The organism is Actinophytocola xinjiangensis (assembly GCF_001921215.1).
Taxonomy (GTDB): domain Bacteria; phylum Actinomycetota; class Actinomycetes; order Mycobacteriales; family Pseudonocardiaceae; genus Actinophytocola; species Actinophytocola xinjiangensis.
This window is the reverse complement of record NZ_MSIF01000048.1, coordinates 1-21,969: the sequence shown is the minus strand read 5'-3', so window position 1 is coordinate 21,969 and position 21,969 is coordinate 1. Positions and strand designations below refer to the sequence as shown.

The window sequence follows — 21,969 nt, the reverse complement described above, 5'->3', positions numbered from 1 at the left end:
GCCGCGCAGCCGGGCGTAGCGCCCGCGCGGCGCCGAGGCCCGGGGCCGGTGCGTCGCGCCCCGGCCGGACACCAGCGCGCGCAGCGGGGCGACCGTGTCGTTGGTGACCAGACCGGCCCACACCAGGTCCCACAGGGCGGTGACCGTGTCCGCGTCGGCTGGGGGCTGCTCGCCGGCCTCGGCCAGCAGCGCGCCGGCCCGGTCGGCCAGCTGCCGGAAGAACAGCGCGCCGCCGTCCATCGCCGCGAGCACCGCGGTGTGCAGGGCCGAGTCCGGGACGGTGTCCTCGACGTCGGGCAGCAGCAGGTCGGCCACGTCGGCGGGGGCGAGCGCGATCCAGCCGTCACCGCCGGCCAGCGACCCGGTACCGCACCAGGTGACCTCGCCGGCGGTGGTCAGCTCGTCGAGCAGCGCCGGCGAGTAGCCGGGCAGCCGCGAGGGCAGCACCAGCGACTCCAGCCCGCTGGCCGGCAGCGGCGCCCCGGCCAGCTGCTCCACCACCGACAGCACGTCGTCGGCCGTCGGGGTCGTGCGCAGCCGCCGCCCGACCCCGTGCCAGGCCGGCAGGAACCGGCCAAGCGCCGCCGGCTCGACCGGCTCGACCTCCGAGCGCAGCTTCGCCAGCGATGCCCGCCGCAGCCGGCGCAGCACGTCGGCGTCGCAGTACTCGGTGTGCGTGCCGCCCGGCCGCAGCTCGCCGCGCACCATCCGCCCGGTGCCGACCATCCGGTCCAGCACCCCGGTGACCACCGCGGCCCCCAGGCCGAACCGGGCCGCCGCGTCGGCCGCGGTGAACGGGCCGTGGGTGCGGGCGTAGCGGGCGAGCAGGTCACCCAGCGGGTCGGCCACCGGCTCGGTGAACGCCTCCGGCACGCCGACGGGCAGCGCCGTGCCCAGGGCGTCGCGCAACCGCCCCGCGTCCTCGATGATCACGTTGCGGTCCTGGCCGGCGATCCGTACCCGGATCACCCGCCGCTGCCCGACCAGCTCGGCCAGCCACCCGGCCGGCACGCCCCGCGCCAGCGCCTCCTCGTCGGTCAGGTCGCCGAGGAAACGCAGCAGGTCGGCCGCGTCCTCGGCGTGCCGGGGCGGGCGGTCGGGGTCCAGGCGCTGCAGCGAGCGCTCCACCTCGGCCAGCACGTCGACGTCGAGCAGCTCGCGGATCGCCTCCGAGCCGAGCAGCTCGGCCAGCAGCGAGCTGTCCAGCGACAACGCGGCCGCGCGCCGCTCGGCCAGCGGCTGGTCGGCGTCGTAGAGGAACATGCCGGCGTAGCCGAACAGCATCGAGCGGGCGAACGGCGAGGCCGACGGCGTCTCGACCTCCACCACCCGCACCCGCCGCGACCGCACGTCGGTCATCAGCTCGCGCAGGCCGGCGACGTCGTAGACGTCCTGCAGGCACTCCCGCATGGCCTCCAGCACCACCGGGAACCGCTCGTACTTCGCCGCGACCGACAGCAGCTGGGCCGAGCGCTGCCGCTGGCGCCACAGCGGTGTGCGGCGGCGCGGGTCGCGCCGGGGCAGCAGCAGCGACCGCGACGCGCACTCCCGGAACCGCGACGCGAACAGCGCCGACCCGCCGACCTCGGCCACCACGATCTGCTCGACCTCCTCGGGGTCGAGCAGCACGTCCTCGGCGCCGGCGACGATCTCCCGGCCGTCGTCGTCGACCGTGTCGGCCAGCTGGATGACGATGCCGTCGTCGGAGTGCGCGACCCGGCCCTCCACGCCGCGCCGCTCCCGCAGCCGCGCGCCGATGGCCAGCGCCCACGGCGCGTTGACCTGCGCGCCGAACGGCGAGTGCACCACCAGCCGCCAGTCGCCCAGCTCGTCACGGAACCGCTCGACCAGGATCGTGCGGTCGTTGGGCACGTGCCGGGTCGCGTCCTTCTGCTCGGCCAGGTAGGCGATCAGGTTGTTGGCCGCGAGCGGGTCCAGGCCGGCGGCGGCGGTCCTGGCGCGCGCGTCGGCCTCACCCATCCCGGACACCTCGCGCAGGAACCGGCCCAGCGCCCGGCCCAGTTCGAGCGGGCGGCCGGGCGCGTCGCCCTTCCAGAACGGCATCCGCGCCGGCTCACCCGGCGCCGGCACGGCGATGACCCGGTCGTGGGTGATGTCCTGGATGCGCCACGCCGAGGTGCCGAGCAGGAAGGTGTCGCCGACCCGCGACTCGTACACCATCTCCTCGTCCAGCTCGCCGACCCGCGAACCCGGCCCGTTCTCGCCGGCCGGGGTCATCACGGTGAACAGGCCCCGGTCGGGGATCGTGCCGCCGGAGGTGACGGCCAGGCGTTGGGCGCCCGGCCGGCCACGCAGCTCGCCGTTGACCCGGTCCCAGGTGATCCGCGGCCGCAGCTCGCCGAACTCCTCGCTGGGGTAGCGCCCGGCCAGCATGTCCAGCACCGAGTGCAGCGCGTTGTCCGGCAGCGCCGCGAACGGCGCCGCCCGGCGGACCAGCGCCGCCAGCTCGTCGACCGGCCACGGCTCAAGGGCCACCATCGCCACGACGTGCTGGGCCAGCACGTCCAGCGGGTTGCGCGGGTAGCGCATCGACTCGATGGCGCCCTGCGCCATCCGCTCGGCGACCACGGCGCAGGACACCAGGTCGCCCCGGAACTTCGGGAACATGACCCCCCGCGACACCGCCCCGACCTGGTGCCCGGCGCGGCCCACCCGCTGCATCCCGGACGCGACCGAGGGCGGCGCCTCGATCTGGATGACCAGGTCCACGGCGCCCATGTCGATCCCCAGCTCCAGCGAGGACGTCGCCACCACACACGGCAGCCGGCCCGACTTGAGGTCCTCCTCGACCGAGGTCCGCTGCTCGCGCGACATGGAGCCGTGGTGCGCGCGGGCCACGGTCGGTTGGGCCACGCCCGCCGCCCAGCCGGACTCGGCGATCGCCTCGGCCGGGAACCGGCCGACGTCGGCCGGCAGCACCGGGCGTTCGGCGGCCAGCTCGTTGAGCCGTGAGGTCAGCCGCTCGGCCAGCCGGCGCGAGTTGGCGAACACGATCGTCGACCGGTGCTGGCGGACCAGTTCCAGGACCCGGTCCTCCACCGCCGGCCAGATCGACGGGCGCCGGGGGGCCGGCTCGTCGAGATCCGGATCGGGGGTGACCGGGCCGTCCGGCGGCGGTGGCCCGTCCAGCTCGGTCATGTCCTCGACCGGCACGACCACCCGCATCTCGATGGTCTTGCCGATCGTCGGGGCGACCACCGTGACCGGCCGGGCGCCGGCGAGGAACGTGCCGACCTCGTCGATCGGCCGGACCGTGGCCGACAGCCCGATCCGCTGGGCCGGGGCGCCGAGCAGCTCGTCCAGGCGCTCCAGGGACACCGCGAGGTGGGCGCCGCGCTTGCTGCCGACCATCGCGTGGACCTCGTCGACGATCACCGTCTCCACCCCGCGCAGCGACTCCCTGGCGGCCGAGGTGAGCAGCAGGAACAGGGACTCGGGGGTGGTGACCAGGATGTCGGGCGGGGTGCGGGTGAAGGCCCGTCGTTCCTCGGCCGGGGTGTCGCCGGTACGCATACCGACGGTGATCCCCGGGTCACCGAGGTTCAGGCGCTGCATGGCCTGGCTGATGCCGGCGAGCGGGGCCCGCAGGTTGCGCTGGACGTCGACCGCGAGGGCCTTGAGGGGGGAGACGTAGAGCACCCGGCAGCGTCGGGTGCGTTCGGCCGGGCGGGGGGCGCCCGCCAGGCGGTCCAGGGCCCAGAGGAAGGCGGCGAGGGTCTTGCCGGAGCCGGTGGGGGCCACGACCAGGGCGTGTTCGCCGGCCGCCGCCGCCCGCCAGGCACCGTCCTGGGCGGTGGTGGGGCTGGCGAAGGCGCCGGTGAACCACTGTCTGGTCGCCGGGGTGAAGAGGTCGAGGACTGGGCTCACCGATCCATCATGACTCCGTTCACCGACAGGTTCGCGTCCGTGGGGTGCGGATCTCTGGGACCGGTCCCGCTGGGCGACCTCGTCATGGCAGCATCTCCCCACAAGCATCGTGAAGGGAATGACGTGAACGTCCTGTCGGTGGATCTCGGCACGTCCAACACGGTTGCCGTGCTCGCCGCGCACGGGCGGCCGCCGCGGGTGGTCGACGTGGACGGCGCGTCGATGATGCCCTCGGCCGTGTTCGCCGACGACGACGGCGCTCTCGTGGTCGGGCGGGACGCCGAGCGGCGGGCCCGGCTGGACCCGGCCCGCTACGAGCCCAACCCCAAACGGCGGGTCGACGAGGGCACGCTGCTGCTCGGTGACCAGGTCGTTCCGGTGACCGACGCGCTGGCCGGCGTGCTGCGCCGGGTCGTCGACGAGACCTCCCGTCAGCTCGGCGGCGCCAAGCCCGACGAGGTGCGGCTCACCCACCCCGCCCAGTGGGGGCCGGTGCGGCGCAACGTGCTGCTCTCCGCCGCCCGGCAGGCCGGGATGGGGGCCAACCTCGTCCTGGTGCCGGAGCCGGTGGCCGCGGCGGCGCACTTCGCGTCCTTCCCGGGGCAGACGCTGGTCGCCCACCAGGCGCTCGCGGTGTACGACCTGGGCGCCGGCACGTTCGACGTGGCCATCGTCGGTGCCACCCAGAAGGGGTTCGTGGTGCTGGCCGAGGCCGGCCTGCCCGACCTCGGTGGCCTGGACGTCGACCAGGCGCTGCTGGAGCACGTCGGCCGTCAGGTCTCGCACAAGGAGCCGGCTCGGTGGCAGAGCCTGCTGCGGCCGGTCACCACGGCTGACCGGCGTGCCCAGCGGGCGCTGAGGGAGGACGTCAAGGCGGCGAAGGAGTCGCTGTCGCGCCACCCGCAGACCGAGGTGCCGCTGCCGGAGCCGTTCGACGACGTGCTGGTCACCCGTCTGGAGCTGGAGGCGTTGATCCGGCCGGGGCTGCTGCGCAGCGTGGAGCTGCTGGCCGGCACGATCCGCTCCACCGGCATGACCGCCGACCGGCTGGTCGGCATCTACCTGGTCGGTGGCTCCAGCCGGATCCCGCTGATCGCGACGTTGATCGCCGAGCAGCTCAAGGTCGTCCCCACCAGCCTGGACCAGCCGGAAACGGCCGTCGCCCTCGGTGCGCACCACGTGCCGCAGGAGGGCGTCACCATGCGTACCAGTGACATCAGCAACACCATTGAGGATGTTCAGCGGACGGCGCGGGTCGTCACGCCCCGGGCGGCGTTCCCGACCCCGGCGGCCACTCCCACACTGTCTCCGTCAGGGGCTCCGGCGGCGCCGGTGCCCAGCGCGTTCCCGGCCAGCGGGCCGCAGCGGCTCGGGCCGCCGTCGGGGCCACAGCCGCTGCCCCAGCCGCCGCCACCTCCGCCGCCGGTGAACTTCGGGCCGCCGCCGGTCGCGAAACGGTCCGCCAAGCCCTGGTACATCGCCTCCGGGGTGATCGCGGTCGTGGTGATCGCCGTGGTCACCGTGCTGATCGTCACCTCCGGCGGTGGCGGCGGTGGTGACACGACCGCCAGCTGCGCCAGCAACCAGCCCGACGACCAGGGCTTCAGCGAGTGCATGCGCCAGCTCGCCGGATCGGTGCCCGAGCACAACGAGTGCCAGAAGGGCGCGATCAACCCGCTCAACGCCGACAACCTCGGAGCACCGAACACGACCTCGGCGACCTGCACCATGGCCGACGACCACACCGTGATCTACATGCACTTCGGTTCGTCGGACAGCCGCGACGGCACGCAGAACGCCCAGGAGTACATCGACACCTTCAACCAGGAGTTCGAGGCCGTCAGCGGCGCCACCGGCGACCAGAACAACGGGACCTGGGACGGCGACGGGCTCAACGGCAGCTACACCTCCATCGAGGCCGGCGGCGTCGGGCTGCTGATCTTCAGCGTGGACGACTCACCGGTGCTCGGCGTGCTCATCCGCGCCGACCTGACCGGCTCCGGCAGCTCGTCGATCACCGACTTCTACGACCAGCACGTCAAGCCAGGAAGTGACGGAGGCGCCTGACGTGACCGTCGTCCTCTCGGTAGATCTCGGCACCTCCAACACGGTGGCCGTGCTGGCCGCGCACGGCCGCCAGCCCAGGGTGGTCGAGGTCGACGGCTCGGCCACCATGCCCTCGGCGTTGTTCCTCGCCGACGACGGCCAGCTGGTCGTCGGGCGGGACGCCGAGCGGCGCGCCCGGCTGGACCCGGCCCGCTTCGAGCCCAACCCCAAGCGGCGGGTCGACGAGGGCACCCTGCTGCTCGGCGACAGGGTCGTGCCGGTCACCGACGTGCTCTCGGCGGTGTTCGCCAGGGTCGCCGACGAGACCTCCCGCCAGCTCGGCGGCGCCAAGCCCGACGAGGTGCGGCTGACCCACCCCGCCCAGTGGGGCCCGGCCCGGCGCAACGTGCTGCTCGCCGCCGCCCGGCTGGCCGGCCTCGGACCGAACCTGGTGCTCGTGCCGGAGCCGGTGGCCGCCGCCGCGCACTTCGCGTCCTTCCCCGGGCAGGCGCTGGCCCCCGGCCAGGCGATCGCCGTGTACGACCTGGGCGCCGGCACGTTCGACGTGGCCATCGTCGGCGCCACCCAGAACGGGTTCACCGTGCTGGCCGAAGCCGGGCTGCCCGACCTCGGCGGCCTGGACGTCGACCAGGCGCTGCTCGAACACGTCGGCCGGCAGGTGTCCCACAAGGGGCCCGGCCGCTGGCAGAACCTGCTGCGCCCGGAGACCACCGCCGACCGGCGCGCGCGGCGGGCGATCGCCGAGGACGTCAAGGCGGCGAAGGAGTCGCTGTCCCGCCACCCGCAGACCGAGGTGCCGCTGCCAGAGCCGTTCCCGGACGTGCTGGTCACCCGGGTCGAGCTGGAGGCGCTGATCCGGCCGAGCATGCTGCGCAGCGTGGAGCTGCTGGCCGGCACGATCCGCTCCACCGGCCTGACGCCCGACCGGCTGGGCGGCATCTACCTGGTCGGCGGCTCCAGCCGGATCCCGCTGGTCGCGACGCTGATCGCCGAGCAGCTGCGGGTCGTGCCGACCAGCCTCGACCAGCCGGAGACGGCCGTCGGTCTCGGCGCGCACCACGTGACGCGCGAGGGCGTCAGCATGCGCACGCACAGCCTCGGTGGCGCCCAGCCGGCGACGCAGCCGGCGATCCAGCCGGTCACCCCGCCCGCCGCGCACCAGCCGGTCGCCCACCAGCCGGTCGGGCCGGCCTACACCCCGCCGCCTCCGCCGCCACCCGCCCCGACGCCCTCGCCGGCGCCGGCCGCGTCCGGCGGCACCCGCCGGCGGATCATCATCGGGCTCATCGCCGCCGTGGTGGTCTCGCTCGCCGCCGTCGGCTCGATCTTCCTGCTCCAGCCCGACGACGACGGCCTGCCGACGGCGGAGAGCTGCCAGAGCAAGGGCGACCCCGACGGCGAGGGCTTCACCTCCTGCCTGCGCCAGCTCGCCGGCACCGTCGCCGACGGCGAGTGCCGCCCGGCCGGCGCGGACTCCGACGCCGACGTCTCGTGCGTGCTGACCCAGGGCTACCGGGTCAGCTACGCCCACGTCGCCTCGGTGGCCGACGCCCAGCAGACCGCCACGACCCAGCTGGGCAACATGACCGAGGGCGACCACGTCCAGGCCCAGTGGCGCGGCAACGGCCTGGACGGGCAGTACCGGGCGGGGGTGAGCGGGGGGACCGGTGTGCTCGTGTTCACCGTCAAGGACCGCCCGCTGGTCGGCTGGCTGAGCAAGACCGAACTGCGCGCCTCCGACGAGTTCACCCCCGACGCCCTGGCCGACTTCTTCGAGTCCAGCGTCCAGCCGGGCACCTAGGCGGTCTAGCGGCGGTTCCGCAGCGCGCGGATGCCCAGGACGATGGTCACGATCAGGCCGGCGAGGATCGCGATGTCGATCAACGTCGACTCCAGGCTGGTTGGCGCCATGTCCGCCATCCTCCGGGTCTCGTAGGCTGGTGTCGATGCGTATCACGGTGTTCCGCAAGATGATGGCCGACGAGTTCGGCGAGATCCGGGCCGACATGATGGCCCGGGACCACGTGTTCAGCTCGCTGGGCAGCCGCACGGTGGACCAGGCCCTGGAGGCCGGTGTGCCGGCCAAGGAGATCTGGCGTGCCGTCTGCGACGCGTTCGAGGTGCCCCCGGACCGTCGCTAGCTCGGGGCGGCGCATAGTACTCCTCGGCGTGTCGCGAGCGCCTCGAACACCAGTTCGGCTAGCCTGGTTGTCCACAACCGGGTCAGCTGTCCACAGGTCGCTCGTCGCGACCCGAAACTGTCGGCCCCTCCAGATAGCGTCGAAGCGTGAGTTCAAAACGGCCTCGAAGCAACCAAGGTGGATCCCAGATGGCACCAGCAGCACCCGACCGGACGAAGGCGCTCGATCTCGCCCTCGCTCAGATCGACAAGAACTTCGGCAAGGGCTCGGTCATGCGTCTCGGCGACGAGAGCCGGGCACCGATCGAGATCATCCCGACCGGCTCCATCGCCCTGGACGTGGCGCTGGGCATCGGCGGCCTGCCGCGCGGCCGCGTCGTGGAGATCTACGGCCCGGAATCGTCCGGTAAGACGTCGCTGGCCCTGCACGCGGTGGCCAACGCGCAGAAGGCCGGCGGCATCGCGGCGTTCATCGACGCCGAGCACGCGCTGGACCCCGAGTACGCCAAGGCCCTGGGTGTGGACACCGACGCCCTGCTGGTCTCCCAGCCCGACACCGGTGAGCAGGCGCTGGAGATCGCGGACATGCTGATCCGCTCCGGCGCGCTCGACATCCTGGTGATCGACTCGGTCGCCGCGCTGGTGCCCCGGGCCGAGATCGAGGGCGAGATGGGCGACAACCACGTCGGTCTGCAGGCCCGTCTGATGAGCCAGGCGCTGCGCAAGATCGCCGGTGCGCTGAACAACTCCGGCACCACCGCGATCTTCATCAACCAGCTGCGCGAGAAGATCGGCGTGATGTTCGGCTCCCCGGAGACCACGACCGGTGGCAAGGCGCTGAAGTTCTACGCCTCGGTCCGCCTGGACGTCCGTCGCATCGAGACGCTCAAGGACGGCGGCGAGCCGGTCGGCAACCGCACCCGCGTCAAGGTCGTGAAGAACAAGGTCGCGCCGCCGTTCAAGCAGGCCGAGTTCGACATCCTCTACGGCAAGGGCGTCTCCCGCGAGGGCTCGCTCATCGACATGGGTGTCGAGCAGGGCATCCTGCGCAAGTCCGGTGCCTGGTACACCTACGAGGGCGACCAGCTGGGCCAGGGCAAGGAGAACGCGCGGAAGTTCCTGCGTGACAACCCCGACATCGCCAACGAGATCGAGAAGCGCATCAAGGACAAGCTGGGGATCGGCGCCAAGCTCGACGCCGAGGCCGAGCCGGCGCCCGCACCGGTCGACTTCTGAGCCGATGACCAGCACGGGCTCCCGGAGGACGAGCGGACGTGACTCGTCCTCCGGCCCGGCGCGGGCCGGCCGGCTCCCGGCCGCCCAGACCGACCAGGACCCGACCCAGCGGGCGAAGGACATCTGCCTGCGTTTGCTGACCGTGCGTCCCCGCACCCGCGCCGAACTGCGTCAGGCCTTGCTGCGCAAGGAGATCACCGACCAGGTCGCCGACCAGGTCCTGGGCCGCCTCGACGAGGTCGGCCTGATCGACGACGCGGCCTTCGCCGACCTGTGGGTGCGGTCGCGGCACACCCACCAGGGCCTCGGCCGCCGCGCGCTGGCCATGGAGCTGCGTCGCAAGGGCGTCGCCGACGACGTCGCCGCCGACGCGATGGCCACAGTGGACGACGAGGCGGAGGAGGAGCGGGCCCGCCAGCTGGTCCGCAAACGTCTGCGTTCGCTCACCGCCGCCGACGACACCGCCCGCGTCCGCAAGCTCGTCGGCATGCTCGCCCGCCGGGGCTACTCCGAAGGTCTCGCCTTCCGCGTGGTCCGCGACGAACTCCGCGCGGCCGGCGAGGAAACCGACCTGCTCGACGGGCCGCTCTGACCCCGGCGCACTGGAACGATCCACCAGTGCGCCCGCCGCCGGGTGAGAACCGTTGGTATCGCGGGGATTTCGCCGGACAGGCCGAGGTCAGCGGCCCGGATCCCCCGGCTCGCGGAATCGGTTCGGGACCGGAAAAGGACCGGCCGGCACACCAGCGCGAGAAACTGTATACAAAATTCCCGAGTGGGCTGGGCAACACAAACCGTAGGTCCTCCACTACCCTGTCCCGGCCAGGAGTACGGTCAGCGGATGACCAGCCGGGGTGCCGCACACCACCTTCGCCACAGGCCGCCGACCGGGGGTTTCCTGGCATGTGGTAATCCTGCATGCGCCACCGGCGGCAGCGTTGGGGGCACGGCGCCGTACTGCTGGTGTGTGACACGCGGAACGCCGCCACACCCGCTGATCACGGTTAGTCTCTGACAATCAAATCTGTCGTCTGGAGTCGAGGACAACAATGAAGGCAGGCGTCGGTGCCCCGGGTCGGGCGCAAATACCCGAGCGCACGTTTCGAACCGACGGCTGGCGGGTCTACCCGCTGACCACCGGCGCGATCCTGATCTTCTTCATCCTCTATGCCACGGTTCGTATCTTCATGAACCAGTGGTACTGGGCTCCGGAGGAGCACTACCTCACTCCGTTGTACTCGCCCTGTCTGAGCACATCCTGTGTGCCGGGGTCGAGCCACTTCGGTCAGCCCATGGGGGAGATCCCGGCGTTCCTGCCGATGGCGTTCATCACCTTCGTGATCCTCGCCGGCTTCCGGGGCACCTGCTACTACTACCGCAAGGCCGGATACCGCTCGCTGTTCATGGCGCCAGCGGCCTGCGCGGTCCCCGAGCCGCACAAGAAGTACACCGGCGAGAGCAAGTTCCCGCTCGTCATCCTCAACGCCCACCGGTACTTCTTCTACGGCGCGCTCGTCTTCGCCTGCATCAACATCTACGACGCCGTCCTGTCCTTCCACGGCAAGGACGGCGGCATCGGGATGGGCGTCGGCACCGTGATCATCCTGATCAACGTCGCCATGCTGCTCGCCTACACCCTCTCCTGCCACGCCTGCCGGCACATCGTCGGCGGCCGGCTCAAGAACTTCTCCAAGCACCCGCTGCGCTACCGCTATTGGACCTTCGTGTCGAAGCTCAACGTGCGGCACGGCCAGTTCGCCATGATCTCGCTCGTCACGGTGATCCTGACCGACGCTTACATCATGGCCGTGGCCGCCGGTTGGATCACCGACCTGCGGATCTTTAACTGAGAAGGACTCATGGTTCAGGTTCAGGTCGAACGCTTCGCCTACGACGTCGTGGTCATCGGTGCCGGCGGCGCCGGACTGCGGGCCGCGATCGAGGCCAGGCAACAGGGCAAGCGCACCGCCATCGTCACCAAGTCGTTGTTCGGCAAGGCGCACACGGTCATGGCCGAGGGCGGCTGTGCGGCCTCGATGGGCAACGTCAACGCCAAGGACAACTGGGAGGTCCACTTCCGCGACACCATGCGTGGCGGGAAGTTCCTCAACAACTGGCGGATGGCGGAGCTGCACGCGAAGGAGGCCCCGGACCGCGTCTGGGAGCTGGAGACCTACGGCGCGCTGTTCGACCGCACCAAGGACGGCAGGATCAGCCAGCGCAACTTCGGTGGGCACACCTACCCGAGGCTCGCGCACGTCGGTGACCGCACCGGCCTCGAGATGATCCGCACCATGCAGCAGAAGATCGTCTCGCTGCAGCAGGAGGACTTCGAGGAGCACGGCGACTACGAGGCCATGCTCAAGGTCTTCCCCGAGTGCACGATCACCGAGCTGATCAAGGACGGCGACCGGATCTCCGGCGCGTTCGCCTACTGGCGCGACAGCGGCAAGTTCCTGCTGTTCGAGACCCCGGCGATCGTGCTGGCCACCGGCGGCATCGGCAAGTCGTTCAAGGTCACCTCGAACTCCTGGGAGTACACCGGCGACGGCCACGCGCTCGCGCTGCGCGCCGGCGCCACCCTGATCAACATGGAGTTCGTGCAGTTCCACCCGACCGGCATGGTCTGGCCGCCCAGCGTCAAGGGCATCCTGGTCACCGAGGGTGTGCGCGGCGACGGTGGGGTGCTGAAGAACTCCACCGGCGAGCGGTTCATGTTCGGCTACATCCCCGACGTCTTCAAGGGTCAGTACGCGGAGACGGAGAAGGAGGCGGACGCCTGGTACAAGGACCAGGACAACAACCGCCGCACGCCTGACCTGCTGCCCCGCGACGAGGTGGCCCGCGCCATCAACTCCGAGGTCAAGGCCGGCCGGGGGTCACCGCACGGCGGCGTGTTCCTGGACATCGCCAGCCGCCTGCCGGCCGACGAGATCCGCCGCCGGCTGCCTTCGATGTACCACCAGTTCAAGGAACTGGCCGACGTGGACATCACCAGCCAGCCGATGGAGGTCGGCCCGACCTGCCACTACGTGATGGGCGGCGTCGAGGTCGACCCGGACACCGCGTCCTCGGTCGTGCCGGGCCTGTTCGCCGCGGGTGAGGTCGCCGGCGGCATGCACGGGTCCAACCGCCTCGGCGGCAACTCGCTGTCGGACCTGATCGTCTTCGGCCGGCGCGCGGGCCTCGGCGCGGTGTCCTACCTGGACGGCCTGGCGGAGCGCCCGACGATCTCCGAGTCCGATGTGGACGACGCGGCGAACCGCGCGGTCGCCCCGTTCGACTGGCCGACCGAGGGCCAGGCGGAGAACCCGTACACGATCCACGCCGAACTCCAGCAGTCGATGAACGACCTCGTCGGCATCATCCGCAAGGAGGAGGAGGTCCAGCAGGCGCTGGACAAGCTGGTGGAGCTCAAGGAGCGCGCGCGGTTCGTCGCCGTCGAGGGCCGCCGCGAGTTCAACCCCGGCTGGCACCTGAGCCTGGATCTGCGCAACATGCTGCTGGTGAGCGAATGTGTCGCCAAGGCCGCGCTGATGCGCACCGAGAGCCGAGGCGGCCACACCCGCGACGACTTCCCCGGCATGGATGCCCAGTGGCGCAACACCTTGCTGGTCTGCTCGTCCGACGAGCGCGGCACGCACGCCGAGGTCGCCGCCAAGCCGCAGGAGCCGATGCGCGAGGACCTGCTCGAACTCTTCGAGCTCTCCGAGCTTGAGAAGTACTACACCGACGAGGAGCTCACGCAGCACTCGGGGAGGGCCGGACAGTGAGCTACAAGGGCAACTTCAAGGTATGGCGCGGGGACGACACGTCCGGCGGGCTCGAGGACTTCGTCGTCGAGGTGAACGAGGGTGAGGTCGTCCTCGACATCATCCACCGCCTGCAGGCGACCCAGGCCCCGGACCTGGCCGTGCGCTGGAACTGCAAGGCCGGCAAGTGCGGCTCGTGCTCGGCGGAGATCAACGGCATGCCGCGCCTGCTGTGCATGACCCGGATGTCGGTGTTCACCGAGCAGGAGACGATCACCGTCACCCCGCTGCGTACGTTCCCGGTGGTCCGCGACCTGGTCACCGACGTGTCGTACAACTACCAGAAGGCCCGCGAGGTCCCGTCCTTCACGCCGCCGGAGAACCTGGGCCTTGGCGAGTACCGGATGAAGCAGCGCGACGTGGAACGCTCGCAGGAGTTCCGCAAGTGCATCGAGTGCTTCCTGTGCCAGAACACCTGCCACGTGATCCGTGACCACGAGGAGAACAAGGAGTCCTTCTCCGGCCCCCGTTTCCTCATGCGGATCGCCGAGCTGGAGATGCACCCGCTGGACACCGAGGACCGCACGCGCGACGCGCAGGACGAGCACGGCCTGGGCTACTGCAACATCACCAAGTGCTGCACCGAGGTCTGCCCGGAACACATCAAGATCACCGACAACGCGCTGATCCCGATGAAGGAGCGCGTCGCCGACCGCAAGTACGACCCGATCGTCTGGCTGGGCAACCAGCTCTTCCGCCGGGGCAGCCACAACAAGCACTGACCCCAGCACTGACACGAAACGGCGGCCCCGCGTTACGCGGGGCCGCCGTTGTCGTCCGTCGGCGGGACGGTCACCTGACCGTGCCGACAAGAAAGCGGCCCCGGTGTCCCGGGGCCGCTTTTCTGGTCGTGCGTTGTCAGGCGCTGCCGGACTCGCCGGACCGGCCGCCGGTGAGGTGCATGCCGGGGGCCTGCTCCTCGACCATGCCGCCGCCGACGACCGCGCCGGTGCTCTTCTTGCTGCGGCGCATGCGCCGTTCGAGCCAGCTGGCCAGCCACGTGAGGGCCGCGTTCACGATGATGTAGACGATCGCGACGGCCGTGAGCTGGGCGATGGTGGACGTACCGCCGGCGTTGCTGTTCGCGGCACCGGACTCGTTGAGCAGTTCGGCGTAGCCCAGGATCGCGCCGCCCAACGCGGTGTCCTTCACGATCACCACGAGCTGGCTGACGATCGCCGGCAGCATCGCGGTGACCGACTGCGGCAGCAGCACGTTGGTCATCAGCTGGCCCTTGCGCATGCCGACCGCCAGCGCCGCCTCGGTCTGGCCCTTGGGCAGCGCCAGGATGCCGGCCCGCACCACCTCGGCCAGCACCGACGCGTTGTACAGCACCAGGCCGGTGACCACCGCGTACAGCGGCCGCACGTCCCGCTCGATGTCGGTGAACAGGGCGTAGGCCTCGTTCGCGAACACCATCAGCAGCAGCACCGGGACCGCGCGGAAGAACTCCACGACGATGCCCGCCGGTGCCCGCACCGCCCGGTGGTCCGACATCCGCGCGATGCCGAAGAACGCGCCGATCGGCAACGCGATCACCATCGCCAGCCCGGCCGCGATGGCTGTGGCCTGCAACCCGGGCAGCAGGTAGGTCGTCCAGGTCGTCCCGTCGGCGAAGAACGGCTCCCACTTCACCCATTCGAGCTGACCGGCGTCGTTCATCAGGTCCAGCGCCCACCACAGCACACCGGCCAGCACGGCGACGAACAGCACCGTGTAGATGATGTTGCGCTGCTTGGCCCGGGGGCCCGGCTGGTCGTAGAGGACCGAGGGGGCACTCATCGCTTCACCGCCACCTTCCTGGACACCCAGCCGAGCAACAGCCCCGTCGGCAGGGTGAGAACCACGAACCCGAGGGCGAAGATCGCGAACACCAGCAGGATCGCGTCGCTCTCGTTCTCGGTCATCTCCTTCATCAACCAGGCCGCCTCGGCCACACCGATCGCCGAGGCCACCGTGGTGTTCTTGGTGAGCGCGATCAGCACACTGCTCAGCGGCGCGACCACCGACCGGAACGCCTGGGGCAGTACGACGATGCCCAGGACCTGGTTGAACCCGAGGCCCAGCGCGCGCGCCGCCTCCGCCTGGCCGACCGGCACGGTGTTGATGCCCGCGCGCAGCGACTCACAGACGAACGTCGAGGTGTAGGCGACGAAACCGAGGATCGCCAACCAGAAGTTCTGGTCCTCGACGGTCTCCCCGGCGATGGTGAAGCCGAGGGTGTCCTTGAGCACCAGCGAGCACGCCACGATGATCACGGTCAGCGGGGTGTTGCGCACCAGCGTGATGTACGCGGAGGCGAACCCGCGCATCATCGGCACCGGGCTGACCCGCATCCCGACCAGGATCGTTCCCCAGATCAGCGAGCCGATCGCGGAGTAGACCGTGAGCTGGACGGTCACCCAGAACGCACCGAGGAGGTCGTACTCCTGTGGATCGAGAAAGTCGAACACGAGCTATCGCACCCTCGCCTTTCCTCCTGAACAAGGAGAAGGTGGCGCGTCGCGAGGTCCGCGACACGCCACCTTCACTTGATCAGCTGGTCTCGGTGATCTCCGGGGCTTCCGGGGTCTCGTAGCCGGCCGGGCCGAGGTTGGACTCGACGAACTTCGCCCACGAGCCGTCGTCGATCATCTTCTTGATCGCGTCGTTGATCGCGGACTGCAGCTCGGTGTTGCCCTTCTCCAGGCCGATTCCGTAGAACTCGTCGGACAGGTTCAGGCCGGCGAGCTTGAACTTGCCCTGGTTGGCCGGCTGCGCGGCGTAGCCGGCGAGAATGGTGTCGTCGGTGGTCAGCGCGTCGAGCTGGCCGCTCTCCACACCGGTCAGGCACTGCGAGTAGGAGCTGTACTCCTGCAGCTGGGCCTGCGGCGCGAAGTCGTCCCGCACGTTCTGCGCGGAGGTGGACCCGGTGACCGAGCACAGCTTCAGCGCCGAGGACTTGAGGTCCTCCTCGCTGGCGATGGACGTGTTGTCCGCGCTCAGCAGCAGGTCCTGGTGGGCCACGAAGTACGGGCCGGCGAAGGTGACCTCCTCCTTGCGCTTGTCGCTGATCGAGTACGACGCGACGATGAAGTCGACGTCACCGCGCTTGATCAGCTGCTCGCGGTCGGGGGACTTGGCCTCGATGAACTCGATCTTCGACTCGTCGACGCCGAGTTCCTTGGCGACGTACTTGGCGACGTCCACGTCGAACCCGGCGTAGCCGTCCGGGGTCTTCTGGCCGACGCCGGGCTGGTCGAACTTGATGCCGATGACCAGGTTGTCGAAGCTGACACCCCCGCCGTCGCCACCACCGTCGCCGCTGCCACTGTCGTCGCCCCCGCCGCCGCAGGCCGCGAGCGCGAGAGTGGCCGCCGCGGCGACCGCGCCGGCACGCAGTACTCGGCTGAACCGCATGTTCGTTCCTTCCGATCTGTCCACCCGCGAGCGCGGGTCGTCCGTATCCGTAACCCGTCCGGGGACTCGGCCGTGAGTCCCGTCAGTGAGTGAGGATCTTGCTCAGGAAGTCCTTCGCCCTGGCCGACTTCGGCGCGGTGAAGAACTCCTGGGGAGTGGCGTCCTCGACGATGTCACCGTCGGACATGAACACCACACGGTTGGCCGCGTTGCGGGCGAAGCCCATCTCGTGGGTGACGACCAGCATGGTCATCCCCTCCTCGGCGAGGGTGGTCATCACGTCCAGCACCTCGTTGATCATCTCGGGGTCGAGCGCCGAGGTCGGCTCGTCGAACAGCATGACCTTGGGCTTCATCGCGAGTGCCCTGGCGATCGCGGCGCGTTGCTGCTGGCCGCCGGAGAGCTGGGCCGGGTACTTCTCGGCCTGGTTGGCGATGCCGACCCGCTCCAGCAGCTCCATCGCGGTGCGCCGGGCGTCGGACTTGGCCATCTTGCGCACCTTGATCGGGGCGAGCATGACGTTGTCCACGATGGTCTTGTGGGCGAAGAGGTTGAACGACTGGAACACCATGCCCACGTCGGCGCGCAGCCCGGCCAGCTCCCGGCCCTCGGCGGGCAGCGGCTTGCCGTCGACCTCGATGACACCGGAGTTGATCGGCTCCAGCCGGTTGATCGCCCGGCACAGGGTGGACTTGCCGGACCCCGACGGGCCGAGCACGACGACCACCTGGCCGCGGGGAACCTCAAGGGTGATGTTCTTGAGCACGTGCAGCGGCCCGAAGTACTTGTCCACCTCGACCATCCGGATCATCGGCGGTGCGGTGTTCGCTTCGGTCATCAATCCTCCACGCGCGCGTTTCAGTCAGGGGAGTGAACACTAGTGGCCAGGTAATGGCGGGAACTTACCCTCCTTCGCTCGCCGAATCATCGGTTTGGGGCAACCAGTAGGGTTTCAACTAGGTCACACCGGTATCCTCGGTTGCTGAGATGAGCACGCGCACTTACCAGGTTCGTACGTTCGGTTGCCAGATGAACGTGCACGACTCCGAGCGGCTGGCCGGCCTGCTGGAGGACGCGGGTTACGCGCCGGCCGAGGCGGACGGGGTGCCAGACGTCGTCGTGCTGAACACCTGTGCCGTCCGGGAGAACGCCGACAACAAGCTCTACGGAAACCTCGGCCACCTGCGACCCACCAAACTCGCCAACCCCGGCATGCAGGTCGCCGTGGGGGGCTGCCTGGCGCAGAAGGACCGGGGCGAGATCGTCCGGCGGGCACCGTGGGTGGACGTCGTGTTCGGCACGCACAACATCGGCTCGCTGCCGGTGCTGCTGGACCGGGCCAGGCACAACGAGAGCGCCCAGGTGGAGATCCTGGAGTCACTCGACGTGTTCCCCTCGACACTGCCCGCTCGCCGCGACTCCGCGCACGCCGGCTGGGTGTCGATCTCGGTCGGCTGCAACAACACGTGCACGTTCTGCATCGTTCCGTCGCTGCGCGGCAAGGAGAAGGACCGCCGGCCGGGCGACGTGCTGGCCGAGGTGCGGGCACTGGTCGCGGAGGGTGTCCTGGAGGTCACGCTGCTGGGGCAGAACGTGAACTCCTACGGCGTGGAGTTCGGCGACCGGCTGGCGTTCGGCAAGCTGCTGCGCGCCTGCGGCGAGGTCGAGGGCCTGGAGCGGGTGCGGTTCACCTCGCCGCACCCGAAGGACTTCACCGACGACGTGATCGCCGCGATGGCGCAGACACCGAACGTGTGCCACCAGCTGCACATGCCGTTGCAGTCCGGGTCCGACCGGGTGCTCAAGGCGATGCGCCGGTCCTACCGGCAGGCCAGGTACCTGTCGATCATCGAGAACGTCCGGGCGGCGATGCCCGACGCGGCGATCACCACCGACATCATCGTCGGCTTCCCCGGCGAGACCGAGGAGGACTTCGAGCAGACGCTGGAGGTCGTGCGGGCCGCTCGGTTCTCCAGCGCGTTCACCTTCCAGTACTCCAAGCGGCCGGGCACCCCGGCGGCGACACTGCCCGACCAGCTGCCCAAGCAGGTCGTCCAGGAGCGCTTCGACCGGCTGATCGCCGTGCAGGACGAGGTCTCCTGGGCGCAGAACCGCGCGCTGGTCGGGACGACGGTGGAGGTGCTGGTCTCGGTCGGCGAGGGCCGCAAGGACGCCGACACCCAGCGCCTGAGCGGCCGCGGCCGCGACGGCCGACTGGTGCACTTCGCCCCCGGTGACGCCTCGGTCCGGCCGGGTGACGTGGTGGAGACGGTCGTGACCTACGCGGCCCCGCACCACCTGGTCGCCGACGGCCCGCTGCTGACCCACCGCCGGACCAGGGCCGGCGACAACCACGAGTCCGGTCTGCGCCCGAAGACCCCCGGTGTGGGGCTCGGCCTGCCGTCCTTCGGCCGTCCGGAGCCCGCGCCGGCCGACGGGTGCGCGGTGCGGTGACCGAGGACCCGGAGGACGAGTTGCGCAAGGAGATCGACCAGGTCGAGCGGCACGCGGCGCGGACCGTCGAGCTGGACGGCCGGCAGGCGATGACCATCGCCATCGCGGTGTTCGTGCTGATCGTGGGCCTGGTCCTGCCGTGGATGGGCGACGCCGCCGGCTACGACGTGCTGCTCGGCACCTCGCCGGACGCCACGGGCAAGGCGTCGATGATCCCGCGGCTGTTCGCCGCGACCTCGCTGGGCTTCGGTGTCATCGCCTCGGCCATCGGGCTGATGAGCCGGCTGTGGTTCTTCGCCTGGGCCGCGGCGCTGGGCGGCTGGTTCGCCTCGGTCGACGGGGTGCTGGCGATCTGGTCGCGCCAGTCCTCCCGGGGTGACCTGGGCATCGGCCTGATCCTGGCCGAGGTCGCCATGGTCGTGATCGCCGCCCAGTGGTTCCGGGTCGCCTGGTCGCGGCCCACCACCGAACCCACCTCCGAACCCCCGGCCTGACCCCCGGACAGACGAAACGGGTCCCGCCTCGGCGGGACCCGTTTCGTGTGCGGGGTCAGCGGCTGGCGACCGCGTTCTCGGCCGCGGCCAGCCACTCGCGCCACTGGGCGGCCTGTGCCTCGGCCTGCTCGGCACGGCGCTTGTCGCCGGCCGCGCGGGCCTTGGCGGCCTGGGCCTCGAACTGCTCCACCCGCTCACGGAACTGGGCGGCCCGCGCCTCGGCCTCCGGGTCGGTGCGCCGCCACTGGGCGTCGGCGGCGTTGCGGACCTTGTCCTCGATCGCGCGGAGCTTGCCCTCCAGCTCGCGGATGCGCTCGCGCGGGACCTTGCCGACCTCGTCCCAGCGCTCCTGGATGCGGTGCAGCTGAGCCCGGGCGGCCTCCAGATCACCCTTCGGGTTGATCTTGTCCGCCTCGGCGAGCAGCGCCTCCTTGCGCTTGGCGTTGTCCACCAGTTCGGCGTCGCGCTCGTTGAACACCGCCGAGCGGCGGCTGAAGAACGCGTCCTGGGCGGCCCGGAACTGCTGCCACAGCGAGTCGTCGGCCTCCTTCGGGGCGCGGCCGGCGGCCTTCCACTCGGTCATCAGGTCGCGGTAGCGGGCCGCGGTGGTGCCCCAGTCGTCGGACTCGGACAGCTCCTCGGCCATCTTGACCAGTTCCTGCTTGCGTTCCTTGGCGGCTCCGCGCTGGCGGTCGAGGTCGGCGAAGTGCGAGCCCCGGCGCCGGTTGAACGTGTCGCGGGCCTTGGAGAACCGCTTCCACAGCTGGTCGTCGGTCTTGCGGTCGACGCCCTTGATCGTCTTCCACTCGTCGAGGATCGCGCGCAGCCGGTCGCCCGCGGCCTTCCACTGGGTGGACGACTCGGCGATCTTCTCCACCTCGGCCACCAGGTCCTGCTTGCGCACGACCGCCTGCTGGCGGGCCTCGTCGCGGGCGTGCTTGACCGACTCGACGGCCTGGCGCGCCCGGTCGAGCACGTGCTCGATCCGCGCGGACAGCCCGGCGAGGTCACCGACGAGCGCGGCGTCAGCCAGGCCGTCCTTGATGTGGTTGGCGCTGGTCAGCGTGTGCTTGGGGTCGCCGGAACCGGCGGTCAGCCGCGCCTCCAGCAGCTCCACCTCGGTGCGCACGTCGTCGAAGCGGCGCGCGTAGTGGGCCAGGCCTTCGGCCGGCTCACCGGCGTGCCAGGACCCGACGGCCCGCTCGCCGTCGGCGGTGGTCACGTAGACCGTGCCGTCCGCGTCGACCCGGCCCCACTTGCCCGGGTTCGCCGACGCCTCGGCCACCGGCCCGATGGCGGCGGCCATCGGCGCGGCCGGCGGCGGCGCGACACTCGACGGCGGCGGCGCGACCGGAGCCTCGGCCGTGACCTCGGCCGTGGGTGCCTCGGCCGCCGGTGCCTCGGCTGCTGTCTCGGGTGCTGTCTCGGTCGCCGCTTCCGGCGCTGCTTCGGCCGCCGAGTCAGGGGCGGCGGTCTCGGCCACCACTTCGGGTGCCGCCTCGGCCGCTGCCTCGGGTGCCGGGTCGACCTGTTCGGGGGCCGGCTCTGGCTCCGGCTCGGTCTGTGCCGTGGCCGGATCGGGGTCCGGGTTCGTCGGATCGGCAGGGACGCCGACGCTGTCGGCGATCCCGTTGGTCGAACCCTCGACCTGGGCTGCGCTCGTCTCCTGGCTCGTGTCCCTGTCCGTCATGGCCGGCTCCTCCCGCCTGCGTTGCCCGCGTGCGTGCGGGCGCCCCGCTCCCGCGGGGCCTGGCAACGTCGGTACCCGGCCCGCCAGGGGCCGTCGAAAATAGCGTGGTACCCGCGCGCATTCAAACAGGTCATGGCCCGCCCCGGTACTCCACGGTGGACTCCAACAGCACAGTGTGACGCCTTGAGTCCGGAGAGTTCACCTTCGAGGGGGTCGGTAGCCTCGAACACCGTGATCGTCCGTGCCGCCGTCGTCGCGCACCCGCCGCTGCTGGTGCCCGAACTCGTGTCCGGGGACGACCCCGACGCGCGGCGGGTACGCGAGGCCGCCGTCGAGGTCGCCGTCGAGCTGGCGGCCGTCGCGCCCCGCTGGCTCGCCGTCGGCGCCGACCCCACCGGCCCGCGCGAGGTGGACCGCCACCGGACCGGGACCTTCGCCGGGTTCGGCGTCGACGTCCCGGTCGTGCTCACCAAGGGCGCCGGCGGGGTGCCCGACCCGGCGATGCCGCTGCCCGCGCTGGTCGCCGGGTGGCTGCGGGAACGGGTCGGCGCCACCGAGGTGACCGTCCGGCTCGTCCCGCCCGACCTGCCGACCGAGGACTGCCGCGCGCTGGGGGAGCGGCTGGGCGCCGGGGACGACCCGGTCGGCCTGCTCGTCCTGGGCGACGGCTCGCACCGCCACGGCGAGCGCGCCGTCGGCCGCCCCGACCCGCGGGCCGGCGCGTTCGACGACGCCGTGCACGCAGCGCCCGCCGACGCCGCCCCGGCCGCCCTGCTTGCCCTCGACCCC

General features: G+C 71.1%; 17 protein-coding genes. 11 read left to right on the top strand and 6 right to left on the bottom strand.

Annotated elements, in window-relative coordinates:
- The coding region (locus BLA60_RS41400) for a DEAD/DEAH box helicase (protein WP_075138580.1) at positions 1-3,888 on the bottom strand (3,888 nt) is incomplete at its 3' end.
- Between the two features lie 123 nt (positions 3,889-4,011).
- Between BLA60_RS41400 and BLA60_RS41395 the strand changes: the two genes are divergently transcribed.
- From BLA60_RS41395 to BLA60_RS41360, 8 genes are all read left to right on the top strand, one after another.
- Entirely contained in the window at positions 4,012-5,955 is a 1,944-nt protein-coding gene (locus BLA60_RS41395; RefSeq protein ID WP_075138579.1) for an Hsp70 family protein, read from the top strand.
- Position 5,956: 1 nt separating this feature from the next.
- Positions 5,957-7,756, top strand: a complete 1,800-nt coding sequence (locus BLA60_RS41390; RefSeq protein WP_075138578.1) for an Hsp70 family protein — start codon at positions 5,957-5,959, stop codon at positions 7,754-7,756.
- A 145-nt stretch (positions 7,757-7,901) separates the two neighbouring features.
- A complete protein-coding gene (locus BLA60_RS41385; RefSeq protein ID WP_075138577.1) occupies positions 7,902-8,096 on the top strand; it encodes a DUF3046 domain-containing protein in 195 nt (64 codons plus the stop codon).
- 188 nt (positions 8,097-8,284) lie between these two features.
- A complete protein-coding gene (gene recA, locus BLA60_RS41380; protein WP_075138576.1) occupies positions 8,285-9,331 on the top strand; it encodes a recombinase RecA in 1,047 nt (348 codons plus the stop codon).
- Between the two features lie 4 nt (positions 9,332-9,335).
- Positions 9,336-9,923, top strand: a complete 588-nt coding sequence (locus tag BLA60_RS41375) for a regulatory protein RecX (RefSeq protein WP_084736183.1) — start codon at positions 9,336-9,338, stop codon at positions 9,921-9,923.
- Between the two features lie 457 nt (positions 9,924-10,380).
- Positions 10,381-11,181, top strand: a complete 801-nt coding sequence (locus tag BLA60_RS41370; protein ID WP_075138575.1) for a hypothetical protein — start codon at positions 10,381-10,383, stop codon at positions 11,179-11,181.
- Between the two features lie 9 nt (positions 11,182-11,190).
- The gene (locus BLA60_RS41365) at positions 11,191-13,104 is read left to right on the top strand and encodes a fumarate reductase/succinate dehydrogenase flavoprotein subunit (RefSeq protein ID WP_075138574.1); all 1,914 of its coding nucleotides are present in this window, start codon (positions 11,191-11,193) and stop codon (positions 13,102-13,104) included.
- A complete protein-coding gene (locus BLA60_RS41360; RefSeq protein ID WP_075138573.1) occupies positions 13,101-13,865 on the top strand; it encodes a succinate dehydrogenase/fumarate reductase iron-sulfur subunit in 765 nt (254 codons plus the stop codon). Before BLA60_RS41365 ends, BLA60_RS41360 begins: the two co-directional genes overlap by 4 nt.
- Before the next feature lie 136 nt (positions 13,866-14,001).
- On the opposite strand, the gene BLA60_RS41355 is transcribed toward BLA60_RS41360, so the two are convergent.
- The 4 genes from BLA60_RS41355 to BLA60_RS41340 all read right to left on the bottom strand — a co-directional run bounded on the left by BLA60_RS41355 (position 14,002) and on the right by BLA60_RS41340 (position 17,353).
- Entirely contained in the window at positions 14,002-14,925 is a 924-nt protein-coding gene (locus BLA60_RS41355; RefSeq protein WP_075138572.1) for an amino acid ABC transporter permease, read from the bottom strand.
- Positions 14,922-15,596, bottom strand: coding sequence for an amino acid ABC transporter permease (locus tag BLA60_RS41350; RefSeq protein ID WP_075138571.1), 675 nt, complete (start codon positions 15,594-15,596; stop codon positions 14,922-14,924). The genes BLA60_RS41355 and BLA60_RS41350 overlap by 4 nt, the downstream gene beginning before the upstream one ends.
- Positions 15,597-15,678: 82 nt before the next feature.
- A complete protein-coding gene (locus tag BLA60_RS41345; protein ID WP_075138570.1) occupies positions 15,679-16,542 on the bottom strand; it encodes a glutamate ABC transporter substrate-binding protein in 864 nt (287 codons plus the stop codon).
- Positions 16,543-16,624: 82 nt separating this feature from the next.
- Positions 16,625-17,353, bottom strand: coding sequence for an amino acid ABC transporter ATP-binding protein (locus tag BLA60_RS41340; RefSeq protein WP_154814989.1), 729 nt, complete (start codon positions 17,351-17,353; stop codon positions 16,625-16,627).
- Positions 17,354-17,529: 176 nt separating this feature from the next.
- On the opposite strand from BLA60_RS41340, the gene miaB reads away from it, so the two are divergent.
- Both miaB and BLA60_RS41330 read left to right on the top strand, forming a co-directional pair.
- Positions 17,530-18,996, top strand: coding sequence for a tRNA (N6-isopentenyl adenosine(37)-C2)-methylthiotransferase MiaB (miaB, locus tag BLA60_RS41335; RefSeq protein ID WP_075138568.1), 1,467 nt, complete (start codon positions 17,530-17,532; stop codon positions 18,994-18,996).
- Entirely contained in the window at positions 18,993-19,490 is a 498-nt protein-coding gene (locus BLA60_RS41330) for an Rv2732c family membrane protein (protein ID WP_075138582.1), read from the top strand. Before miaB ends, BLA60_RS41330 begins: the two co-directional genes overlap by 4 nt.
- 55 nt (positions 19,491-19,545) lie before the next feature.
- Here BLA60_RS41330 and BLA60_RS41325 read toward each other — a convergent pair whose 3' ends face one another.
- Positions 19,546-21,180 (bottom strand): DUF349 domain-containing protein, encoded by a 1,635-nt coding sequence (locus BLA60_RS41325; protein WP_084736182.1) that lies wholly within the window; start codon positions 21,178-21,180, stop codon positions 19,546-19,548.
- A 231-nt stretch (positions 21,181-21,411) separates the two neighbouring features.
- Here BLA60_RS41325 and BLA60_RS41320 point away from each other — a divergent pair.
- Positions 21,412-21,969: class III extradiol ring-cleavage dioxygenase family protein (locus BLA60_RS41320; RefSeq protein WP_075138567.1), on the top strand; the 558-nt coding region annotated here is incomplete at its 3' end.